The organism is Rhodococcus sp. PBTS 1, assembly GCF_001620025.1.
GTDB lineage: Bacteria > Actinomycetota > Actinomycetes > Mycobacteriales > Mycobacteriaceae > Rhodococcoides > Rhodococcoides kroppenstedtii.
This window is the reverse complement of record NZ_CP015219.1, coordinates 1702669-1719246: the sequence shown is the minus strand read 5'-3', so window position 1 is coordinate 1719246 and position 16578 is coordinate 1702669. Positions and strand designations below refer to the sequence as shown.

The following is a 16578-nucleotide window of genomic DNA, read 5'->3' as shown; positions in this document are numbered from 1 at the left end:
CGCATGTTAATTGACTCGCAGTCGACGAGACCGCCGATGGAGCAACAACACGATCGACGCCGCCACCACGATGCCCACCAGGTTGCTGCCGAGCTGCCCCGCCGAGAGCAGCGCGATCCGCCACGACCCCACGGTTGCCGCCACCACCGCGAACCCCGCGGCCGGGACCGTGGTCACCGAGATGAAGACACCCACCAGGGCAGCGGATTTCGACGACACGAGCGCCAACATGCCCGCCGCACCCGCGAGCAGCGCGACCACCAGAGAGAACGGCCCCACCTGGTAGATGAAGTCGACCTGCTGCAGATCGTCGATGGAGTCCGGGCGCACCCATCCGACGGCCTCGGCGGCCAGGGCGCCGAGAGCGGTCACCACCATGGCCAGCGGGAAGCCCACCGTCAGCGCGAGGAGCGAACGCCGGATCATCGACCCGCGTCGGCGCACCAATCCGACGGCGAGGGCGGCCAGCGGGCCGAATTCCGGGCCGACCACCATCGCACCGACGATCGTGACCGGGGAATCGAGAATCACCCCGACCGCCGACAACAGACAGGCGATGGTGAGGAACGCCAGGAACGTCGCGTTGAGGCTCGACTCCTCGCGGGTCCGGGCGATCAGCTCGTCCCAGACGATTGCGTCGTCGGGTTCGCCGGGGGCGCGCTTCTCGGCCTCGCGGGCCGCGTCGGCGAGCACCGTCTCGACGGAGGTCAGCGCGATCGCACCCTCGTGGGTGAGTCCGAAGCGGCGCAGGTCGGCGATCACCGCGTCGGTGCACTCGCGCGCGAGCAGAACGTCGACGACGTCACCGGCGGGCGTGACGGACGCGCCCCGCACCACCGAGACGGTCGCCACTCCCGCGGTGCCGTCGAGCATCCGCAGCACGTCGGGGGTGCGGTCGGCGGGACTGATCACCCGGAGGTTCTGCATGCCGCACCCTACGTGGCGGCGGCGCCCCCGTCGCCCGGATTCGTGGCGCCCTTGTCGCCGCGCACCGCGGGCTTCGCGTCGATGCCGGACTCCCGCCGCTGCTGCGCGGTGATGGGCGCCGGAGCGTCGGTCAGCGGATCGACGCCGCCACCGGACTTGGGGAAGGCGATGACCTCGCGGATCGAGTCGACCCCGGCCAGCAGCGCGGTAATGCGGTCCCAGCCGAAGGCGATACCGCCGTGCGGAGGCGCCCCGAAGGCGAAGGCGTCGAGCAGGAACCCGAACTTCTCCTGCGCCTGCTCCGCGTCGATGCCCATCATCGCGAACACGCGTTCCTGCACGTCCTTGCGGTGGATGCGGATGGAGCCGCCGCCGATCTCGTTGCCGTTGCAGACGATGTCGTAGGCGTAGGCCAGGGCGGATCCCGGGTCGGTGTCGAAGGTGTCGATCGACTCCGGCTTCGGCGAGGTGAAGGCGTGGTGCACCGCGGTCCAGGAGCCGGACCCGACGGCGACGTCACCGCTGGCGGTGGCCTCGGACGCCGGCTCGAACAGCGGCGCGTCGACGATCCAGACGAAGGCCCACTCGTTCTCGTCGATCAGGCCCTGCTTGCGGGCGATCTCACCGCGCGCCGCGCCGAGCAGGGCGCGCTGCGCCTTGGCCGGTCCGGCGGCGAAGAAGACGCAGTCACCGGGCTGCGCGCCGACGTGGGCGGCGAGTCCGTCGCGTTCGGCGTCCGACAGGTTCTTGGCGACGGGGCCACCCAGCGTGCCGTCCTCCTGGACCAGCACGTAGGCCAGACCCTTGGCCCCGCGCTGCTTGGCCCACTCCTGCCACGCGTCGAGTTGCCGACGCGGCTGCGACGCTCCGCCGGGCATGACGACCGCACCGACGTAGGGCGCCTGGAACACCCGGAACGGCGTGTCCGCGAAGTAGTCGGTGCATTCCACGAGCTCGACGCCGAACCGCAGGTCGGGCTTGTCGGAGCCGAAGCGACGCATCGCTTCGTGGTAGGTCATCCGCGGGATCGGACCACTGATCTCGTGGCCCACCAGGTTCCACAGCGCGGTCAGGATCTCCTCGGCCAGGAGGATCACGTCGTCCTGGGTGACGAACGACATCTCGACGTCGAGTTGGGTGAACTCCGGCTGCCGATCGGCACGGAAGTCCTCGTCCCGGTAGCAGCGCGCGATCTGGTAGTACCGCTCGATGCCGCCGACCATCAACAGCTGCTTGAACAGCTGCGGGCTCTGCGGCAATGCATAGAAGCTGCCCGGCTGCAGGCGGGCGGGGACCAGGAAGTCCCGGGCGCCCTCGGGCGTCGACCGCGTGAGCGTCGGCGTCTCGACCTCGACGAAGCTGTGGTGCGCCAGCACCTCGCGGGCGGCCGCGTTGACTTTCGACCGCAACCGGATCGCCTTGCCCGGCCCCTCGCGGCGCAGGTCGAGGTAGCGGTACTTCAGGCGCGCCTCCTCGCCCGGGTTCTCGTCGAGTTGGAACGGCAGGGGCGCACTCTCACCGAGCACCTCGAGCTCGGTGACGTTCACCTCGACGGCGCCGGTGGGAATCTCGTAGTTCTGGTTGCCCTCGGGGCGGATCTCGACGGTGCCGGTGATGCGGACGCAGAACTCGGCGCGCAGGCGGTGGGACTGCTCGGCCGCGGGGCCGTCGCGGAACACGGCCTGCACCACACCCGACGCGTCGCGGAGATCGATGAAGATCACCCCGCCGTGGTCGCGGCGACGCGCGACCCATCCGGTGAGTGTGACCTGTCGGTCCGCGTGCTCGGCTCGGAGCGAGCCGGCGAGGTGCGTGCGCAGCACTGGAGTCCTTCCGGGGATGAACGGGAACAGGGGACGATCCTACGGACCACGCGCGGTGACCTCGACGCCGGGAGAAACAGCGCTGTGTCGGGGGAAGGCCCCGTGCGAAGCTGTGAACCGCACACGCCTCGAGAAAGTGGTGACCGATGACCTTCGACCCCGATGCACAAATCGATTCCTCCCGCGTGCAGCGGTCCTCGGGCGGGCGCGGCCGAGGCATCGCCGTGGGCGGCGGGCTCGGCGGAATCGTCGTCGTGGTGATCGCGCTGCTCCTCGGCGGCGATCCGTCGCAGGTCCTCGGCGGGCTCGGGGGCGACGCGGGGACGACGCAGGAATCCGGCAACGGCACCATCGAGAATTGCGAGACGGGCGCGGACGCCAACGCGAACGTCGACTGCCGCGTCACCGCCACCGTGCAGAGTCTCGACCAGGTGTGGGACGCCCAGCTCGCCGCACAGACGGGCGTCGCCTACGTGCAGCCGGACGTGCAGATCTTCCGCGGATCCGTCTCCACCGGGTGCGGGAACGCGACTTCGGAGGTCGGCCCCTTCTACTGCCCGGCGGACTCCACGGCGTACTTCGACACGGACTTCTTCCAGGTGCTCGTGGACCGCTTCGGCTCGAGCGGCGGCCCTCTCGCACAGGAGTACGTGGTGGCGCACGAGTTCGGTCATCACATCCAGAACCAGCTCGGCGACATCGGACGGGCACAGGCGGATCCGGCCGGTGCCGAGTCGGGTGCGGTGCGCACGGAACTGCAGGCGGACTGCTACGCCGGGGTGTGGGCCAACCGGGCGGACGACCAGCCCGCGCCGGGCGGCTCGGAACCACTGCTCGAGCCGCTGACCGACCGCGACGTCGCGGATGCGCTGTCCGCCGCGTCGTCGGTGGGCGACGACCGGATCCAGCAGGCGTCGTCGGGCCGGGTGAACCCCGAGGGGTGGACGCACGGCTCGTCCGCGCAGCGACAGGCCTGGTTCACCGCCGGCTACCGCACCGGGCAGGTCGCCGCGTGCGACACCTACTCCGCCCGGAACCTCGACGACCCGTCGTCGATCCGGTGACCGGCCCGGGCGACTCCACCCGCACGAGGTTGCCCGTCTGCACGACGTGCGGGGTCCAGTACGACGACGTCGATCCCGAGGTCTGTCCGATCTGCACCGACGATCGGCAGTACGTGGGCGCGGGCGGACAGCGGTGGACGACCGTCGCCGAGGTCTCCGCCGGGCACCGCACGGTGGTGCGTCCGGAGATCACCGGCCTCACCGGAATCGGTACCGAGCCCGGCTTCGCCATCGGCCAGCGGGCCCTGCTGGTGCCCGGCGAGGGCGGAAACGTGTTGTGGGACAGCGTGTCCAGCATCGACGACGCCGCGATTGCCCGCGTGACCGAGCTGGGCGGCGTCGCGGCGATCGCCGTGTCCCACCCGCACTACTACAGCGCCATGGTGGAGTGGAGCGATGCGTTCGGCGGTGCCCCGATCTACGTGCACGCCGATGACCGGCGGTGGATCCCCCGCCGCGGATCCGTTCGGACCTGGGACGGGGACACCCTCGAGATCCTGCCCGGGCGCACGCTGATCAACACCCGGGTGCACTTCGCCGGCGGCACCGTCCTGCACTGGCCCGGCCCGGACGGACGCGGGGACCTCTGCTCCGGCGACATCGTGCAGGTGGTCGCGGACCGACGGTGGGTGTCCTTCATGTACAGCTACCCCAACCTGATTCCCGAACACCCCGACACGGTGCGCCGCACCGTCCGCCTGCTGCGGGACCTCGAGTTCGAGACCGTCCACGGCGCCTGGTGGGGCAAGGTGGTCGAGTCCGACGGGAGCGGCGTCGTGGTGCGATCCGCGCGGCGGTATCTCGAACACCTGGGCCTGACGCCCGACTTCTGACGTCCGACCGTCAGAACAGGGTGGGTTGCGGTGTGTCGGCCGGGCGGCGCGGCGCCGGCCGGGGCCGAGCCGCGAGCGGGTCCACGCCGGTCAGCGCATGCTTGCGCCGAAGCGGCTCGACCTTGCCGCGCAACCACGACGTGTACTCCTCGCTGACGTACGCGCCGCGGCCGTAGAGCGTCCGGTACCGCCGCAGCAACGCGGGGTGATTCTCCCCGAGCCAGGCCAGGAACACCTCGCGCGTGCTCGACCGCAGGTACAGCGGCATCACCGTCGCCCCCGTGGCCCCGGCGTCACGCAGGTCCGCCATGAGGGCGTCCAACTGCGCGGGACTGTCCGTGAGGAACGGCACGACGGGTGCGATGAGCACGTGACACCCGAGCCCCGCCTCGGTGATCGCCCGCACCAGATCCAGGCGCGCCCGCGGCGACGGCGTACCGGGTTCGAGCGACGACTGCAGGTCCGGGTCGCGAACGGCCAGACTCACGCTGACTCGGACGTCCACCTGTTGCGCGGCGAGGGCCAGCAACGGCAGATCACGGCGCAGCATGGTGCCCTTGGTGAGAATCGAGAACGGCGTACCCGACTCGGTGAGGGCGCGCACGATGCCCGGCATCAGCTCGTACCGCCCCTCGGCGCGCTGATAGGGGTCGGTGTTGGTACCCAGCGCCACGGGTTCGCGCTTCCAGGACGCGCGGGCGAGTTCGCGGCGCAGCACGGTCACCACGTTGGTCTTCACCACGATCTGCGAGTCGAAGTCTCGGCCCGCGTTCAGGTCGAGGTACTCGTGCGTGGGCCGAGCGAAGCAGTACGCGCAGGCGTGGGTGCATCCGCGGAACGGGTTCACCGTCCACGGATAGGGCAGCCGCGACTGCTCGGGCACCCGGTTCAGGGCGCTCTTGCACAACACCTCGTGGAAGGTCATGCCCTCGAACTGCGGGGTGCGCACGGTGCGGACCAGGCCCGCGCGCACCAGGCCGGACCGCTCCAACCCCGGCAACGCGCCGTCGGGTGCGTCGAGCGTCTGCGCGTCCCATCGCATTCGAGGCCTCCGTCCGAACATATGGTCGAAGCGGACTCTACCGCGGCAGTCGGTCCACGTCGAACAGATGTTCGTCCGCACCCGTCCGGCGACCCGTACTGTCGAGTCATGACGCGCCTTCCGACCCCACCGAGCCTCGCTGCCGGTGCGGACCCCGCCGACGTCGTCCGGTGGGTGGCCGAGCACCTCGGCGACCTCGCCCTCGAGGACCCGTCCGACGTCACGGCCGGAGCGATCCGCGGCGGGCAGAGCGCCGCCGATTCCGCTCTCGCGCTGCTCGACGTGACCGGCTACGCGCGCGATCGCAGCACCGTCCTCCCCCGAGCACGTCGCGGAGCGAGCCGCATGTCGCCCTACATCCGGCACGGTCTGGTCTCGCTGCGGGAGGTGTGGGACGCCGTCGCCGACGCGCCGGCCCGCGACCGCGGCAAGTACCGCGACGAGTTGCTCTGGCAGGAGTTCGCTCGCCACCTCTACGCCCGGGTGGGGACCACGCTGGGTTCGACGCTGGTCCGTGAGCAGCCTCGCCCTCCGCGCCGCCCGTCGGACGTGTGGGCGGACGATCCCTGGCCGGCCGCGATGCGCTGCATGGACGAGACCGTGACCGAGCTGCACGACGACGGGTGGTTGGTCAACCAGACCCGGATGTGGTTGGCGTCGCAGTGGGCCGTCCGAGCCGGCGCGGACTGGCGGGACGGCGAGGATCGCATGTTCTCGCACCTGCTCGACGGGTCCCGCGCCGCGAATCGGCTGGGCTGGCAGTGGACGGTGGGAACCGGAGGCGGCAAGGTCTACGGGTTCAGTCGCTGGCAGGTCCGCAAGCGGGCCCCGGCATTGTGTCGGGACTGCGCCCTGAACTCGGCCTGCCCCGTCGAGGACTGGCCGGACGCCGACGCCGGCCCCCGGGTCGACGGGCCCGATCTCGGTTCGGGGTCGGTACCGGCCGGCCCGGCCGAGGTGGACGGGGAGTCCGCCGAGCAGGTGTGGCTCACCGCGGAATCGTTGGGCGAGCAGGACCCGGCGCTCGCCGCGAACGACACGCGCCCGGCGGTGTTCGTCTTCGACGAACCGTTGCTTCGTCGGCTCCGCCTGTCCGGCAAGCGGCTGGTGTTCCTCGCCGAGACGCTGGGCGAGCTCGGCGACACCCGCGAGGTCGAGGTCCGTCGCGGGACGGTGACCGACGAGCTGGCCGGGCGGTCCCTGGCCGTCACGCACGCGCCGGTACCCGGCTTCGCCCGTCGTGCCGCGGCGCTCGCGCCCGTCGAGGTCCATCCCTGGCCCTGGCTCGTGCGGCCCGGCACCGAGTCGGTGCGCTCCTTCAGCGCGTGGCGCCGCAGCCATCGAGGTCCGCGGGCATCGAGCGCGTGAGACCCGTCCGCTAGCGTCGGGCGCGTGAACGCAGCCGATGGCCCCTCGCCGCTCGATCCCGTCTCCCCCACCCTCGAACCGCTGTTCCGTCTCGTGATCCGTACCGCGGAACCGGTGTCGGTGGGCGAGACACCGGCCGGGGCGCACACCGTGGCCGCCGTGTCCGGCGGGCTGCTCACGGGCCCCGGCATCGACGCGGTGGTGCAGCCCGTCGGCACAGAGTCCCGTCTAGTGCGGGCGGACGGATCGAGTTCCTACGCCATCGATCTGGTGGCGGCGGCGGACGACGGCAGCGACGTGATGCGCCTGACGCTGCGGGGGTTCCTCTTCGGCACGGCCGAGGTGATCGGCGCGCTCGACCGCGGCGACGAGGTGGACTCGGCCACCTACTACTTCCGCGGAACCCTCGACGTGTCGACGGCATCGCGCACCCTGGGATACCTGAACCGCGCTCTGGTGGTCACTTCCGGCGCACGGCACGGCTCCGACACGGTGTTCGACGCCTTCCTGGCCACCTAGACTCCCATCGGTCGACGCTCGGCGACGCTCGGTCGACGCTCAGTCGACGAGGCTCGCGACCTCGCTGTCGGTGAGCGTCCCGACCGGCGCGCGGCCGGCCCGCTCGATCACGCCGACGGCGCGATGAAGCGGCCGCTCGGCCGCACCGGCGTCGCGCGCCTCCGCCCGCAGCTGCGTGATCAACACCGACGCCATCGCCGCCGCCGGAGCCGTCGAGGACCGCGCCAACGCGTCGGCGATCGCGCGCAGGGCCACCGGGCCCAGTTCGCGTCCGCTGTCACCGGTGTAGAGCGCGAGCGGCACGGTCACCGTCGTGCCGTCGTCCCCCACCCGCAGCACCACCTGACTGACCCGAGCGACCCGGACCACCAGTTCCACGCTCGTCGCGTCGGTGACGTTGACTCGCCGGGTGCGCAGCGCCCCGCGCCTCGAGACCACGCCGTGGTCGATCCACAGTCGACGGCGCCCACCGGAGATCACGGCCCACACCGCCGACGCCACGAGGGCGAGCGCCAGCGCGAGTCCGACCTCCGGGGTCAGCAGGAGCGCCGCGACGACCCCGAGCACGAGTCCGAAGCCGGCGAAGATCCCCGCCGCGACGCGCAGACGCGGCAGGATCAGCTCGGGTGGCACCAGGTCGAGGGCGACCGCGCTCCGGTCCGGCACGGCGCTCAGGCGTCCCGGCCGAGCAGGGCCGTCACGCGAGCGACGACGTCCGCAGTCGGGACGGCCTCCTGCTCTCCGGTGGCGAGGTTCTTCACCCCGACCTCGTCGGCCTCGATGTCGCGGTCGCCGAGGACGAGCGCGACCCGTGCACCGGACCGATCGGCACCCTTCATCGCGCTCTTCATCCCGCGGTCGCCGTAGGCGAGATCGACCGACACCCCGGCCGCACGGAATCGGTGCGCGAGGACGGCGAGGCGCACCTTCGCCTCGTCGCCGAGCGGCACGCCGTAGACCTGGCACCGGGCGGTGTCCGCCGGCGCGACGCCCTCCGCCGCGAGAGCGAGCACCGTGCGATCGACACCGAGACCGAAGCCGATGCCGGACAACGGTTGTCCGCCCAGTTGCGCCATGAGCCCGTCGTAGCGGCCGCCGCCGCCGATGCCCGACTGCGCACCGAGACCGTCGTGGACGAACTCGAAGGTGGTCTTGGTGTAGTAGTCGAGCCCGCGCACCATGCGCGGGTTCCGCGTGTAGGGCACACCCATCGCGTCCAGGTGGGCGAGCACCGTGTCGAAGTGCGTGCGCGCGGAGTCCGAGAGGTGATCGACCATCAGCGGTGCGTCGGCGGTCATCTCGCGCACGTGCGGACGCTTGTCGTCGAGCACCCGGAGCGGGTTGATCTCGGCCCGCCGACGCGTCTCCTCGTCCAGCGGCAGATCGAACAGGAACTGCTGCAACAACTCTCGGTACTGCGGTCGGCAGGTGTCGTCACCCAGCGAGGTGACCTCGAGCCGGAACCCGGTGAGCCCGAGGCTCCGGAAGCCCGCGTCCGCGATCGCGATGACCTCGGCGTCGAGCGCCGGGTCGTCGACGCCGATGGCCTCCACCCCGACCTGCTGGAGCTGGCGGTATCGGCCCGCCTGGGGCCGTTCGTAGCGGAAGAACGGTCCCGAGTACGCGACCTTCACCGGCAGGGCACCCCGGTCGAGCCCGTGCTCGATGACCGCGCGCATGACACCGGCGGTCCCCTCGGGGCGGAGGGTGACGCTGCGGTCCCCCTTGTCCGCGAAGGTGTACATCTCCTTGCTGACCACGTCGGTCGACTCGCCCACGCCGCGCGCGAACAGACTGGTGTCCTCGAAGACCGGCAACTCGACGTGCCCGTAGCCGGCGGCCCGCGCCGCGGCGGTGAGGCCGTCGCGGACGGCCACGAAGGTGGCCGAGTCCGGGGGAAGGTAGTCCGGCACGCCCTTCGGGGCGGCGAAGGTCCGGTCGTTCTTGCTCATCGGTGTCCTCGAGGCTGGAGTGTCGGTGCGGTGTGCCGGGAGCGGACGCGACTCACGCGTGCTCGGTCCGCAACCCGACCAGGAACGGATTGCCGGCGCGCTCGGCGCCGATGGTGGTCGCCTCGCCGTGCCCGGGCAGAACAGCGACGTCGTCGGCCAGCGGCAGGAGCCGGTCCGCGATCGACCGCAGCAACTGACCGTGATCGCCGCCCGGAAGATCGGTGCGGCCGATGGAACCGGCGAACAGCGTGTCGCCCGAGAACACGAGGCGCTGCGCGCCGGCGTCGACGCCGAAGACCACCGACCCCTGCGTGTGGCCGGGAGTGTGCGTCACGGTGACGGTGATGCCCGCCGCCTCGACGTCGTGGCCGTGCCCGAGTTCGTGCACCACGGACGGCTCGACGAACTGCACGCCCGCGATCAGCGGCGACAGAGTCGGCCCGATGCCGGCGGCCGGGTCGGTGAGCAGGTGCCGGTCCCCCGGGTGCACGTACAACGGAGCGCCGTACCGCTCGCAGATCGGCGTGGCATCCCACATGTGATCCAGGTGACCGTGTGTCAGCAACACGGCGGCGGGGGTCAGTGCGGACTCGGTGAGAAAGTCGGTCAGCGGACCCGCCGCGTCCTGACCGGGGTCGACGACGAGGCAGTCGCTCGACCCGTCGCGGGCCACGACGTAGCAGTTGGTCTGGAAGAGACCGGCGGGGAATCCGGTGACGCGCACGAGCAGGACTCCTGATGTCGGCGACGGAGAGGTCGTTCCACTCTAGGCTCCGCACCGCCTCGGGCTCTTCTCAGGTGGGTTTGGCAGACTCTTGTCGCCCCGACCGATCCCCAGACGAGAGTAGGACCGCGCCTCGTGCCGACCAACGAACAGCGTCGTGAAGCCGCCAAGCGCAAGCTCGACCGCCAGCTGGCCAACCGCGCCGCCCGTGCCCGCCGCCGCAAGCAGACCACCATCGCGGGGATCGCCGTGGCGGCGGTCGTCGTCCTGGGCGGCATCGCCGTCGCGGTGGGCGTGACGCGCGGCGGAGACGACGCCACCACGCAGGCCGCCGAGACCTCGTCCACCCCGACGCCCGAGGGTCAGCTGCCCGCCGGCCGCTCCACTCCGCTTACGGAGACCGTGAGCTGCGCGTACCCGGCCGCGGGCGAGGCCGCCAAGCCCAACACCGCCCCGCAGACCGAGAACGTCCCCACCACGGACGACAACGTGAGCGTCAGCATGGAAACCACTCAGGGCAACATCGGGCTGTCCCTGAACGCCACCGAGTCCCCGTGCACCGTGAACAGCTTCGCCTCCCTCGCCGGGCAGCAGTACTTCGACGGGACCACCTGCCACCGTCTCACCACCGCGGACAGCCTGAAGGTGCTGCAGTGCGGTGACCCCACCGGCACCGGCACCGGTGGCCCCGGATACCAGTACGCCAACGAGTTCCCCACCGATCAGTACGGCGACGATCCCGCCGGCCTGCAGTCGCCGGTGCTCTACCCGCGCGGCACGATCGCCATGGCCAACGCCGGCGCCGACACCAACGGCAGCCAGTTCTTCCTGGTCTACGGCGACTCGCAGCTGCCGCCGAACTACACCGTCTTCGGCACCATCGACGAGACGGGGCTGGCGACGTTGGACACCATCGCCGCGGCCGGTGTCGAGGGCGGTGGCCAGGACGGTCCGCCCGCGGCGGCGACGACGCTGAACTCCGTCCGGCTCGACCTGGTCTGACGCCCGGAACCCAGACAGCGGTGACATCGAGGCCTACCCGGCCGTGAGCACCCGCGGTCCGTCCTCGGTGATCGCCACGGTGTGCTCCGAATGCGCCGTCCTCGAGCCGTCGGCGGACCGCAGGGTCCACCCGTCGCCGTCCACCACGAGCCGCTCGGTTCCGCGGCCCCACCACGGCTCCAGCGCCAGGGTGGTCCCCGGCCGCAGCACCATGCCGCGGCCGGGTCGGCCGAGGTTGGGGACGTGCGGATCCTCGTGCATCGTGCGGCCGAGGCCGTGTCCACCGAACTCCGTGCTGACGCGGTAGCCGCCCTCGGCCGCCACCGCACCGATGGCCGCGGACACATCACCGAGCCGGGCGCCCGCGACGGCAGCCGCGATACCGGCGTCCAGTGCGCGGCGGGTCGACTCGATCAGCGCGAGGTCCTGCGGATCGGCGGTGGTGGCGTCCCGCGTCACGACGACCGTGGTCGCGGCCGCAGCAGGAATCTCGGCGGAGACCCTGCGCAAGATCGAGACCGGTCGCATCCCGAGCCCCGGCTTCGGCACCGTCGTCCGACTGTGCGCGGCGCTCGACATCCCCGTCGCCGACGCGGCCGCGGTGTGGGACGCGCCGGGATCGGACCGCGACGACCTGGCCGGCTAGTCGGTCAGGCCGCCGACGTCAGCCGGTAGACGTCGTAGACGCCCTCGACGTTGCGGACGACGTTGAGCACGTGCCCCAGATGTTTGGGGTCACCCATCTCGAACGTGAACTTGGAGATCGCCACGCGATCACCCGACGTGGTCACCGACGCGGAGAGGATGTTGACCTTCTCGTCGGCCAGCGCCTCGGTGACGTCCGAGAGCAGACGGTGGCGGTCGAGCGCCTCGATCTGGATGGCGACGAGGAACACCGACGACGGCGACGGCGCCCACTCCACCTCGATGAGCCGTTCGGCCTGCTGCTGCAGCGACGTGGCGTTGGTGCAGTCGGTGCGGTGGACGCTGACGGAGCCGCCGCGCGTGACGAAGCCCAGGATGTCGTCACCCGGGACCGGCGTGCAGCACTTGGCGAGCTTGGCCACCACACCGTCCGCCCCGGCCACCAGGACGCCGGCGTCACCGACCCGGCGGGGCCGCGTGGGGATGGTGGACGGTGTCGACCGCTCGGCCAGTTCCTCCTCGACGTCGCCGACGCCGCCGAGATGCGCCACCAGCCGCTGCACGACGTGCTGCGCCGAGACGTGGTTCTCCCCCACCGCGGTGTAGAGCGCGGAGACGTCGACGTACCGCAACTCGTGCGCGATGGCCGACATGGATTCGCCGTTCATCAAGCGCTGCAACGGAAGTCCGCCGCGACGCACTTCCTTCGCGATGGCGTCCTTGCCGGCGTCGAGCGCTTCCTCCCGCCGTTCCTTGGCGAACCACTGACGGATCTTGGTCTTCGCCCGGGGGGACGCGACGAACGTCTGCCAGTCCCGGCTCGGCCCCGCCGTGGGTGCCTTGGAGGTGAAGACCTCCACCACCTCACCGTTCTCGAGCCGACGTTCGAGCGCTACCAGACGGCCGTTGACCCTCGCCCCGATGCAGCGATGCCCGACCTCGGTGTGGACGGCGTACGCGAAGTCCACGGGACACGATCCGGCGGGAAGGGTGACCACGTCGCCCTTGGGGGTGAAGACGAAGATCTCCTTGACCGCCAGGTCGTAGCGCAGCGACTCGAGGAACTCCCCCGGGTCCGCCGCCTCACGCTGCCAGTCGAGCAGCTGACGCATCCACGCCATGTCGTCGACCTCGGCGGCGTCGCCGGAGTGCTTGCCGCGAGTCTCCTTGTACCGCCAGTGGGCCGCGATGCCGAACTCGGCGGTCCGGTGCATGTCCCGCGTGCGGATCTGCACCTCGAGTGGCTTGCCCTCCGGGCCGACCACGGTGGTGTGCAGCGACTGGTACACGCCGTAGCGCGGCTGGGCGATGTAGTCCTTGAACCGTCCCGCCATCGGCTGCCACAGCGAATGCACGACGCCGACGGCGGCATAGCAGTCGCGGATCTCGTCGCACAGGATGCGAACGCCGACCAGATCGTGGATGTCGTCGAAGTCGCGGCCCTTGACGATCATCTTCTGATAGATCGACCAGTAGTGCTTGGGGCGACCCTCGACCACGGCGCCGATGCGCGAAGCCGCGAGTGTGCTGTTGATCTCGGCCCGCACCTTGGCCAGGTACGTGTCGCGTGAGGGGGCACGGTCGGCGACGAGCCGCACGATCTCGTCGTACTTCTTGGGGTGCAGAATCGCGAACGCGAGGTCCTCGAGCTCCCACTTGACCGTCGCCATACCGAGGCGATGCGCCAGCGGCGCGATGACCTCGAGGGTCTCCTTGGCCTTGCGCGCCTGCTTCTCGGGCGGCAGGAAGCGCATGGTGCGCATGTTGTGCAGCCGGTCGGCGACCTTGATGACCAGGACCCGCGGGTCACGCGCCATCGCGATGATCATCTTGCGGATGGTCTCGCCCTCGGCCGCGGTGCCCAGGGCCACCTTGTCGAGCTTGGTGACGCCGTCGACGAGGTGGGCCACCTCGTCGCCGAACTCGGCGCGCAGCTGATCGAGGGAGTAGCCCGTGTCCTCGACGGTGTCGTGCAGGAGCGCGGCCACCAGAGTCGTGGTGTCCATCCCCAGCTCGGCGAGAATGTTCGCGACGGCCAGCGGGTGCGTGATGTACGGGTCCCCGGACTTGCGCATCTGCGAGGCGTGGCGCTCCTCGGCCACGTCGTAGGCGCGTTGCAGCAGCCCCAGGTCGGCCTTGGGATAGAGGGTCCGGTGCGTGCCGGCGAGCGGCTCGAGCACGGTCTTGACCGCCGTGCTGCGCTGCGCGGTGATGCGACGGGCGAGGCGGGCCCGCACTCGCCGCGAGGCGGACGACGGTGCTTGCGGAGTCGGCGCCTGTGGGGTCGGTACCTGCTGGGTGTCGGCAGCGGCGTCGGCGGCACTCGACTCGGTCGCGGCGGGCGTATCGGGGACAGCGCTGGGCTCGGCGTCCGTCGGCGCTTGTCCGATGTAGCGCGTCATCTCGACCACCTCCCGCAGTTCCGGCTCGCTCAGCCTAGACGGAATTCACTGGACGGAGCCCAGTGTGGTGAGCGGACCATGATTCCAACGCTTCCGGCCGCCCAGCGCTTCCACCTCCAGCACCACGGCGGCGCCCACCACCTCGGCGCCGCAGCGGGTGAGCAGCTCCGCCGCCGCCTCCAGTGTTCCACCGGTGGCGAGGACGTCGTCGACGACGAGAACGCGACGCCCGGCGAGCGCGATGCCGTCGGCCGAGATCTCGAGCTCGGCGGTGCCGTATTCGAGCGCGTAGGACTGCCGGTGGACGGGCGGCGGCAGCTTGCCTGCCTTGCGGACGGCGATGACCCCCGTGTTCAGAGCCAGCGCCACACCGGCTCCGAGCAGGAAGCCACGGGCATCGATCCCGGCGACCACGTCGGCGTCGCGACCGGCCTCGGCCAGCGCGTCGATGACGAGCCGCAGTCCCTCCGCGTCCGCGAACACCGGGGTGAGATCGGCGAACCGGACGCCGGGCGTCGGGAAGTCGTCGGCCCACCGGGTGAGGCGCTCCACGGCGAGACCGGCGGGCGTGACCGTCGAGTCGCTCATCGGACGAAGACCCATTTGTCCATGTTCCATCCTGCTCCGGCGACACTCGGGTTGGCGTCGACCCCACGCATGCCGGACGCGGTCGCGGTGACGACGGGCACGTTCCACAGCGGCAACGTCGGCAGGTCGTCCCAGAGGATTCTCTCGACGTCCGTCCCCGCCGACAGCGCCGTGGCGTCCGAGCCGTCCACGGCGAGACGGTTCAGCAGTTCGTCGACACGCCCGTTCGCATACCCGCCGAGGTTGACGTTCTGCCCGCCGAGCAGCGCCGTCCGAGCGGACCCCGGCGTCGCGGTGCCGGTCGGGCCGAACCCGCCGGCGGTCCCGGCGAGCAGCACGTCGACCTCGCCCGCGCGCAGAGCGAGCGGCGAGAGGGTGTCCGAGGAGGCGTCGACGACGTCGACTCCCAGCGGCCCGCACGCGGCGGCGATGTCGGCCACGATCGCGGCACGACGCGAGTCGGGTCCGCGGTAGCCGATGCGCACGGTCGGGTCGGTGAGCCCGGCCTGCGCGAGACCGGCCGTCACGGCGGCGACGTCGGTGGTGCGGTACCGGTCGGCGGCCACCGCGGCCACACTGCGGTACGGCAGCGTGCCGGGCAGCATCACCCGGCTGTCGACGACACCGGATCCGCGGCCGGTCTCGGCGTCGTAGCCGGGGTGCCCATGGGCGTCGAACAACGCCGTGCGCGGCACGCACGAGGCGACGGCGCGGCGGGCGGCGGGGTCGACGAACACTCCCGACGTCGCGAAGATCAGCTGCTCGACGCCGAAGCTCGGCTGGGCCGCGGCGGTGAACCCGTCGGGTGCGGCGGCGCCTCCGGGCAGATCCACGACCTCGAGGTCGCCCGAGCTCGCCTTCTCGGCCAGGTCGATCCCGGACGGCCACACCACGATGCGGTCGGTCTGGGCCGGGACGCCCCACCAGTTGTCGTTGGGCACGAGGACCAGGCCGTCGTCCGCGGAGAACGACTCGACGCGGAACGGACCCGACGCGGCGAAGACGGCGGGGTCAACCGCGCCGGACGGCAGGGTCCATCCGGTGTTCCAGGCCTCGGCGAGGCGACCGACGGCGTCGGCGTCGCCGCCCGCGAGGGTCGAGGTGACGTCCGGAACGCCCGCGGTCCGCGCGGCGACATGCGCCGGCAGGATGGTGCCGGGACCGAACAGGGATTCACGGTCGACGAGGGGGCGATCGGCCCGGAAGGTGACCGTGGCCTCCTTCTGCGAGGGCACGCAGTCGATGCGCTCGATGTCGGAGTACCCGGCGGTCTCGGCGGCGTCGAACGCGGTGCCCGACGTCTCGGTGGTCCCGCGTCGCGCCGCCCAGGCGAGCACGAGGTCGTCGCACGTCATGGGGACCCCGTCGGACCAGACGGCTGCCGGGGCGAACGCGTAGGTCAGGACCTGTTGTTGGCCGGGAACCTCGGTGACGGTGCCGATGTCGGTGTCGGCGACCGCGGTTCCCCCCGGCCCGATCATCGAGAACCCGGGGAGAACGCGGGAGAGCGCCTGACGCGCCGCCGAATACGCGCCCTCGGTGGAGCCCGCGTTGTAGGTGGTGATCGGCCCGTTCACGGCGTAACCGATGGACGGGACGCGATCCTCCTCGGTGCTGCACGCCGCCGCGGACACCGCGACGACGACCGCGGCCGCTCCGGCGACCAGACGTCTCGTTCCCCGGGTCATG

General features: G+C 71.4%; 15 protein-coding genes and 1 pseudogene. 6 read left to right on the top strand and 10 right to left on the bottom strand.

Annotation, left to right across the window (positions count from 1 at the left end):
• Positions 1-6: 6 nt before the first annotated feature.
• Both A3Q40_RS07840 and aspS read right to left on the bottom strand, forming a co-directional pair.
• Positions 7-927, bottom strand: a complete 921-nt coding sequence (locus A3Q40_RS07840) for a DUF389 domain-containing protein (protein ID WP_068101013.1) — start codon at positions 925-927, stop codon at positions 7-9.
• Between the two features lie 8 nt (positions 928-935).
• Positions 936-2750: an aspartate--tRNA ligase gene (gene aspS, locus A3Q40_RS07835; RefSeq protein ID WP_068101010.1), complete on the bottom strand. Its 1815-nt coding sequence runs from the start codon at positions 2748-2750 to the stop codon at positions 936-938.
• Between the two features lie 146 nt (positions 2751-2896).
• Between aspS and ypfJ the strand changes: the two genes are divergently transcribed.
• Both ypfJ and A3Q40_RS07825 read left to right on the top strand, forming a co-directional pair.
• Entirely contained in the window at positions 2897-3814 is a 918-nt protein-coding gene (gene ypfJ, locus A3Q40_RS07830) for a KPN_02809 family neutral zinc metallopeptidase (RefSeq protein ID WP_068101007.1), read from the top strand.
• The gene (locus tag A3Q40_RS07825) at positions 3811-4647 is read left to right on the top strand and encodes an MBL fold metallo-hydrolase (protein WP_082833821.1); all 837 of its coding nucleotides are present in this window, start codon (positions 3811-3813) and stop codon (positions 4645-4647) included. Before ypfJ ends, A3Q40_RS07825 begins: the two co-directional genes overlap by 4 nt.
• Before the next feature lie 10 nt (positions 4648-4657).
• Here A3Q40_RS07825 and A3Q40_RS07820 read toward each other — a convergent pair whose 3' ends face one another.
• Positions 4658-5689, bottom strand: a complete 1032-nt coding sequence (locus A3Q40_RS07820; protein ID WP_068101004.1) for an Rv2578c family radical SAM protein — start codon at positions 5687-5689, stop codon at positions 4658-4660.
• A 108-nt stretch (positions 5690-5797) separates the two neighbouring features.
• On the opposite strand from A3Q40_RS07820, the gene A3Q40_RS07815 reads away from it, so the two are divergent.
• Positions 5798-7057 carry an FAD-binding domain-containing protein gene (locus A3Q40_RS07815; protein ID WP_068101001.1) on the top strand — a complete coding sequence of 420 codons (1260 nt, stop codon included), beginning with the start codon at positions 5798-5800 and terminating at the stop codon, positions 7055-7057.
• Positions 7058-7081: 24 nt separating this feature from the next.
• On the top strand, positions 7082-7576 hold the full coding sequence (locus tag A3Q40_RS07810; RefSeq protein WP_068100999.1) for a DUF3237 family protein: 495 nt from the start codon (positions 7082-7084) through the stop codon (positions 7574-7576).
• A gap of 39 nt (positions 7577-7615) precedes the next feature.
• Here A3Q40_RS07810 and A3Q40_RS07805 read toward each other — a convergent pair whose 3' ends face one another.
• From A3Q40_RS07805 to A3Q40_RS07795, 3 genes are read right to left on the bottom strand one after another with little or no spacing between them, the layout of a single operon-like run.
• The gene (locus A3Q40_RS07805; RefSeq protein WP_068362120.1) at positions 7616-8242 is read right to left on the bottom strand and encodes a hypothetical protein; all 627 of its coding nucleotides are present in this window, start codon (positions 8240-8242) and stop codon (positions 7616-7618) included.
• Between the two features lie 5 nt (positions 8243-8247).
• A complete protein-coding gene (hisS, locus tag A3Q40_RS07800; protein ID WP_068100997.1) occupies positions 8248-9528 on the bottom strand; it encodes a histidine--tRNA ligase in 1281 nt (426 codons plus the stop codon).
• Between the two features lie 52 nt (positions 9529-9580).
• Positions 9581-10252 carry an MBL fold metallo-hydrolase gene (locus tag A3Q40_RS07795; protein WP_068100994.1) on the bottom strand — a complete coding sequence of 224 codons (672 nt, stop codon included), beginning with the start codon at positions 10250-10252 and terminating at the stop codon, positions 9581-9583.
• Between the two features lie 135 nt (positions 10253-10387).
• Between A3Q40_RS07795 and A3Q40_RS07790 the strand changes: the two genes are divergently transcribed.
• Positions 10388-11254, top strand: a complete 867-nt coding sequence (locus A3Q40_RS07790; protein WP_068100992.1) for a peptidylprolyl isomerase — start codon at positions 10388-10390, stop codon at positions 11252-11254.
• Positions 11255-11287: 33 nt separating this feature from the next.
• Here A3Q40_RS07790 and A3Q40_RS07785 read toward each other — a convergent pair.
• Positions 11288-11695 (bottom strand): annotated as a pseudogene (locus A3Q40_RS07785) (M24 family metallopeptidase); the annotation flags it as partial.
• On the opposite strand from A3Q40_RS07785, the gene A3Q40_RS07780 reads away from it, so the two are divergent.
• Positions 11586-11900, top strand: coding sequence for a helix-turn-helix domain-containing protein (locus A3Q40_RS07780; protein WP_082834104.1), 315 nt, complete (start codon positions 11586-11588; stop codon positions 11898-11900). The pseudogene A3Q40_RS07785 and the gene A3Q40_RS07780 overlap by 110 nt on opposite strands.
• A 4-nt stretch (positions 11901-11904) precedes the next feature.
• Here the strand turns inward: A3Q40_RS07780 and A3Q40_RS07775 are convergent, their stop codons facing one another.
• Genes A3Q40_RS07775 through A3Q40_RS07765 form a run of 3 tightly spaced genes read right to left on the bottom strand, consistent with a single transcriptional unit; the run spans position 11905 to position 16577 of the window.
• On the bottom strand, positions 11905-14301 hold the full coding sequence (locus A3Q40_RS07775) for a RelA/SpoT family protein (RefSeq protein WP_068105604.1): 2397 nt from the start codon (positions 14299-14301) through the stop codon (positions 11905-11907).
• 45 nt (positions 14302-14346) lie between these two features.
• Positions 14347-14889 (bottom strand): adenine phosphoribosyltransferase, encoded by a 543-nt coding sequence (locus A3Q40_RS07770; protein ID WP_068100988.1) that lies wholly within the window; start codon positions 14887-14889, stop codon positions 14347-14349.
• The gene (locus A3Q40_RS07765) at positions 14886-16577 is read right to left on the bottom strand and encodes an ABC transporter substrate-binding protein (protein ID WP_068100984.1); all 1692 of its coding nucleotides are present in this window, start codon (positions 16575-16577) and stop codon (positions 14886-14888) included. Before A3Q40_RS07765 ends, A3Q40_RS07770 begins: the two co-directional genes overlap by 4 nt.
• Position 16578: the final 1 nt, after the last annotated feature.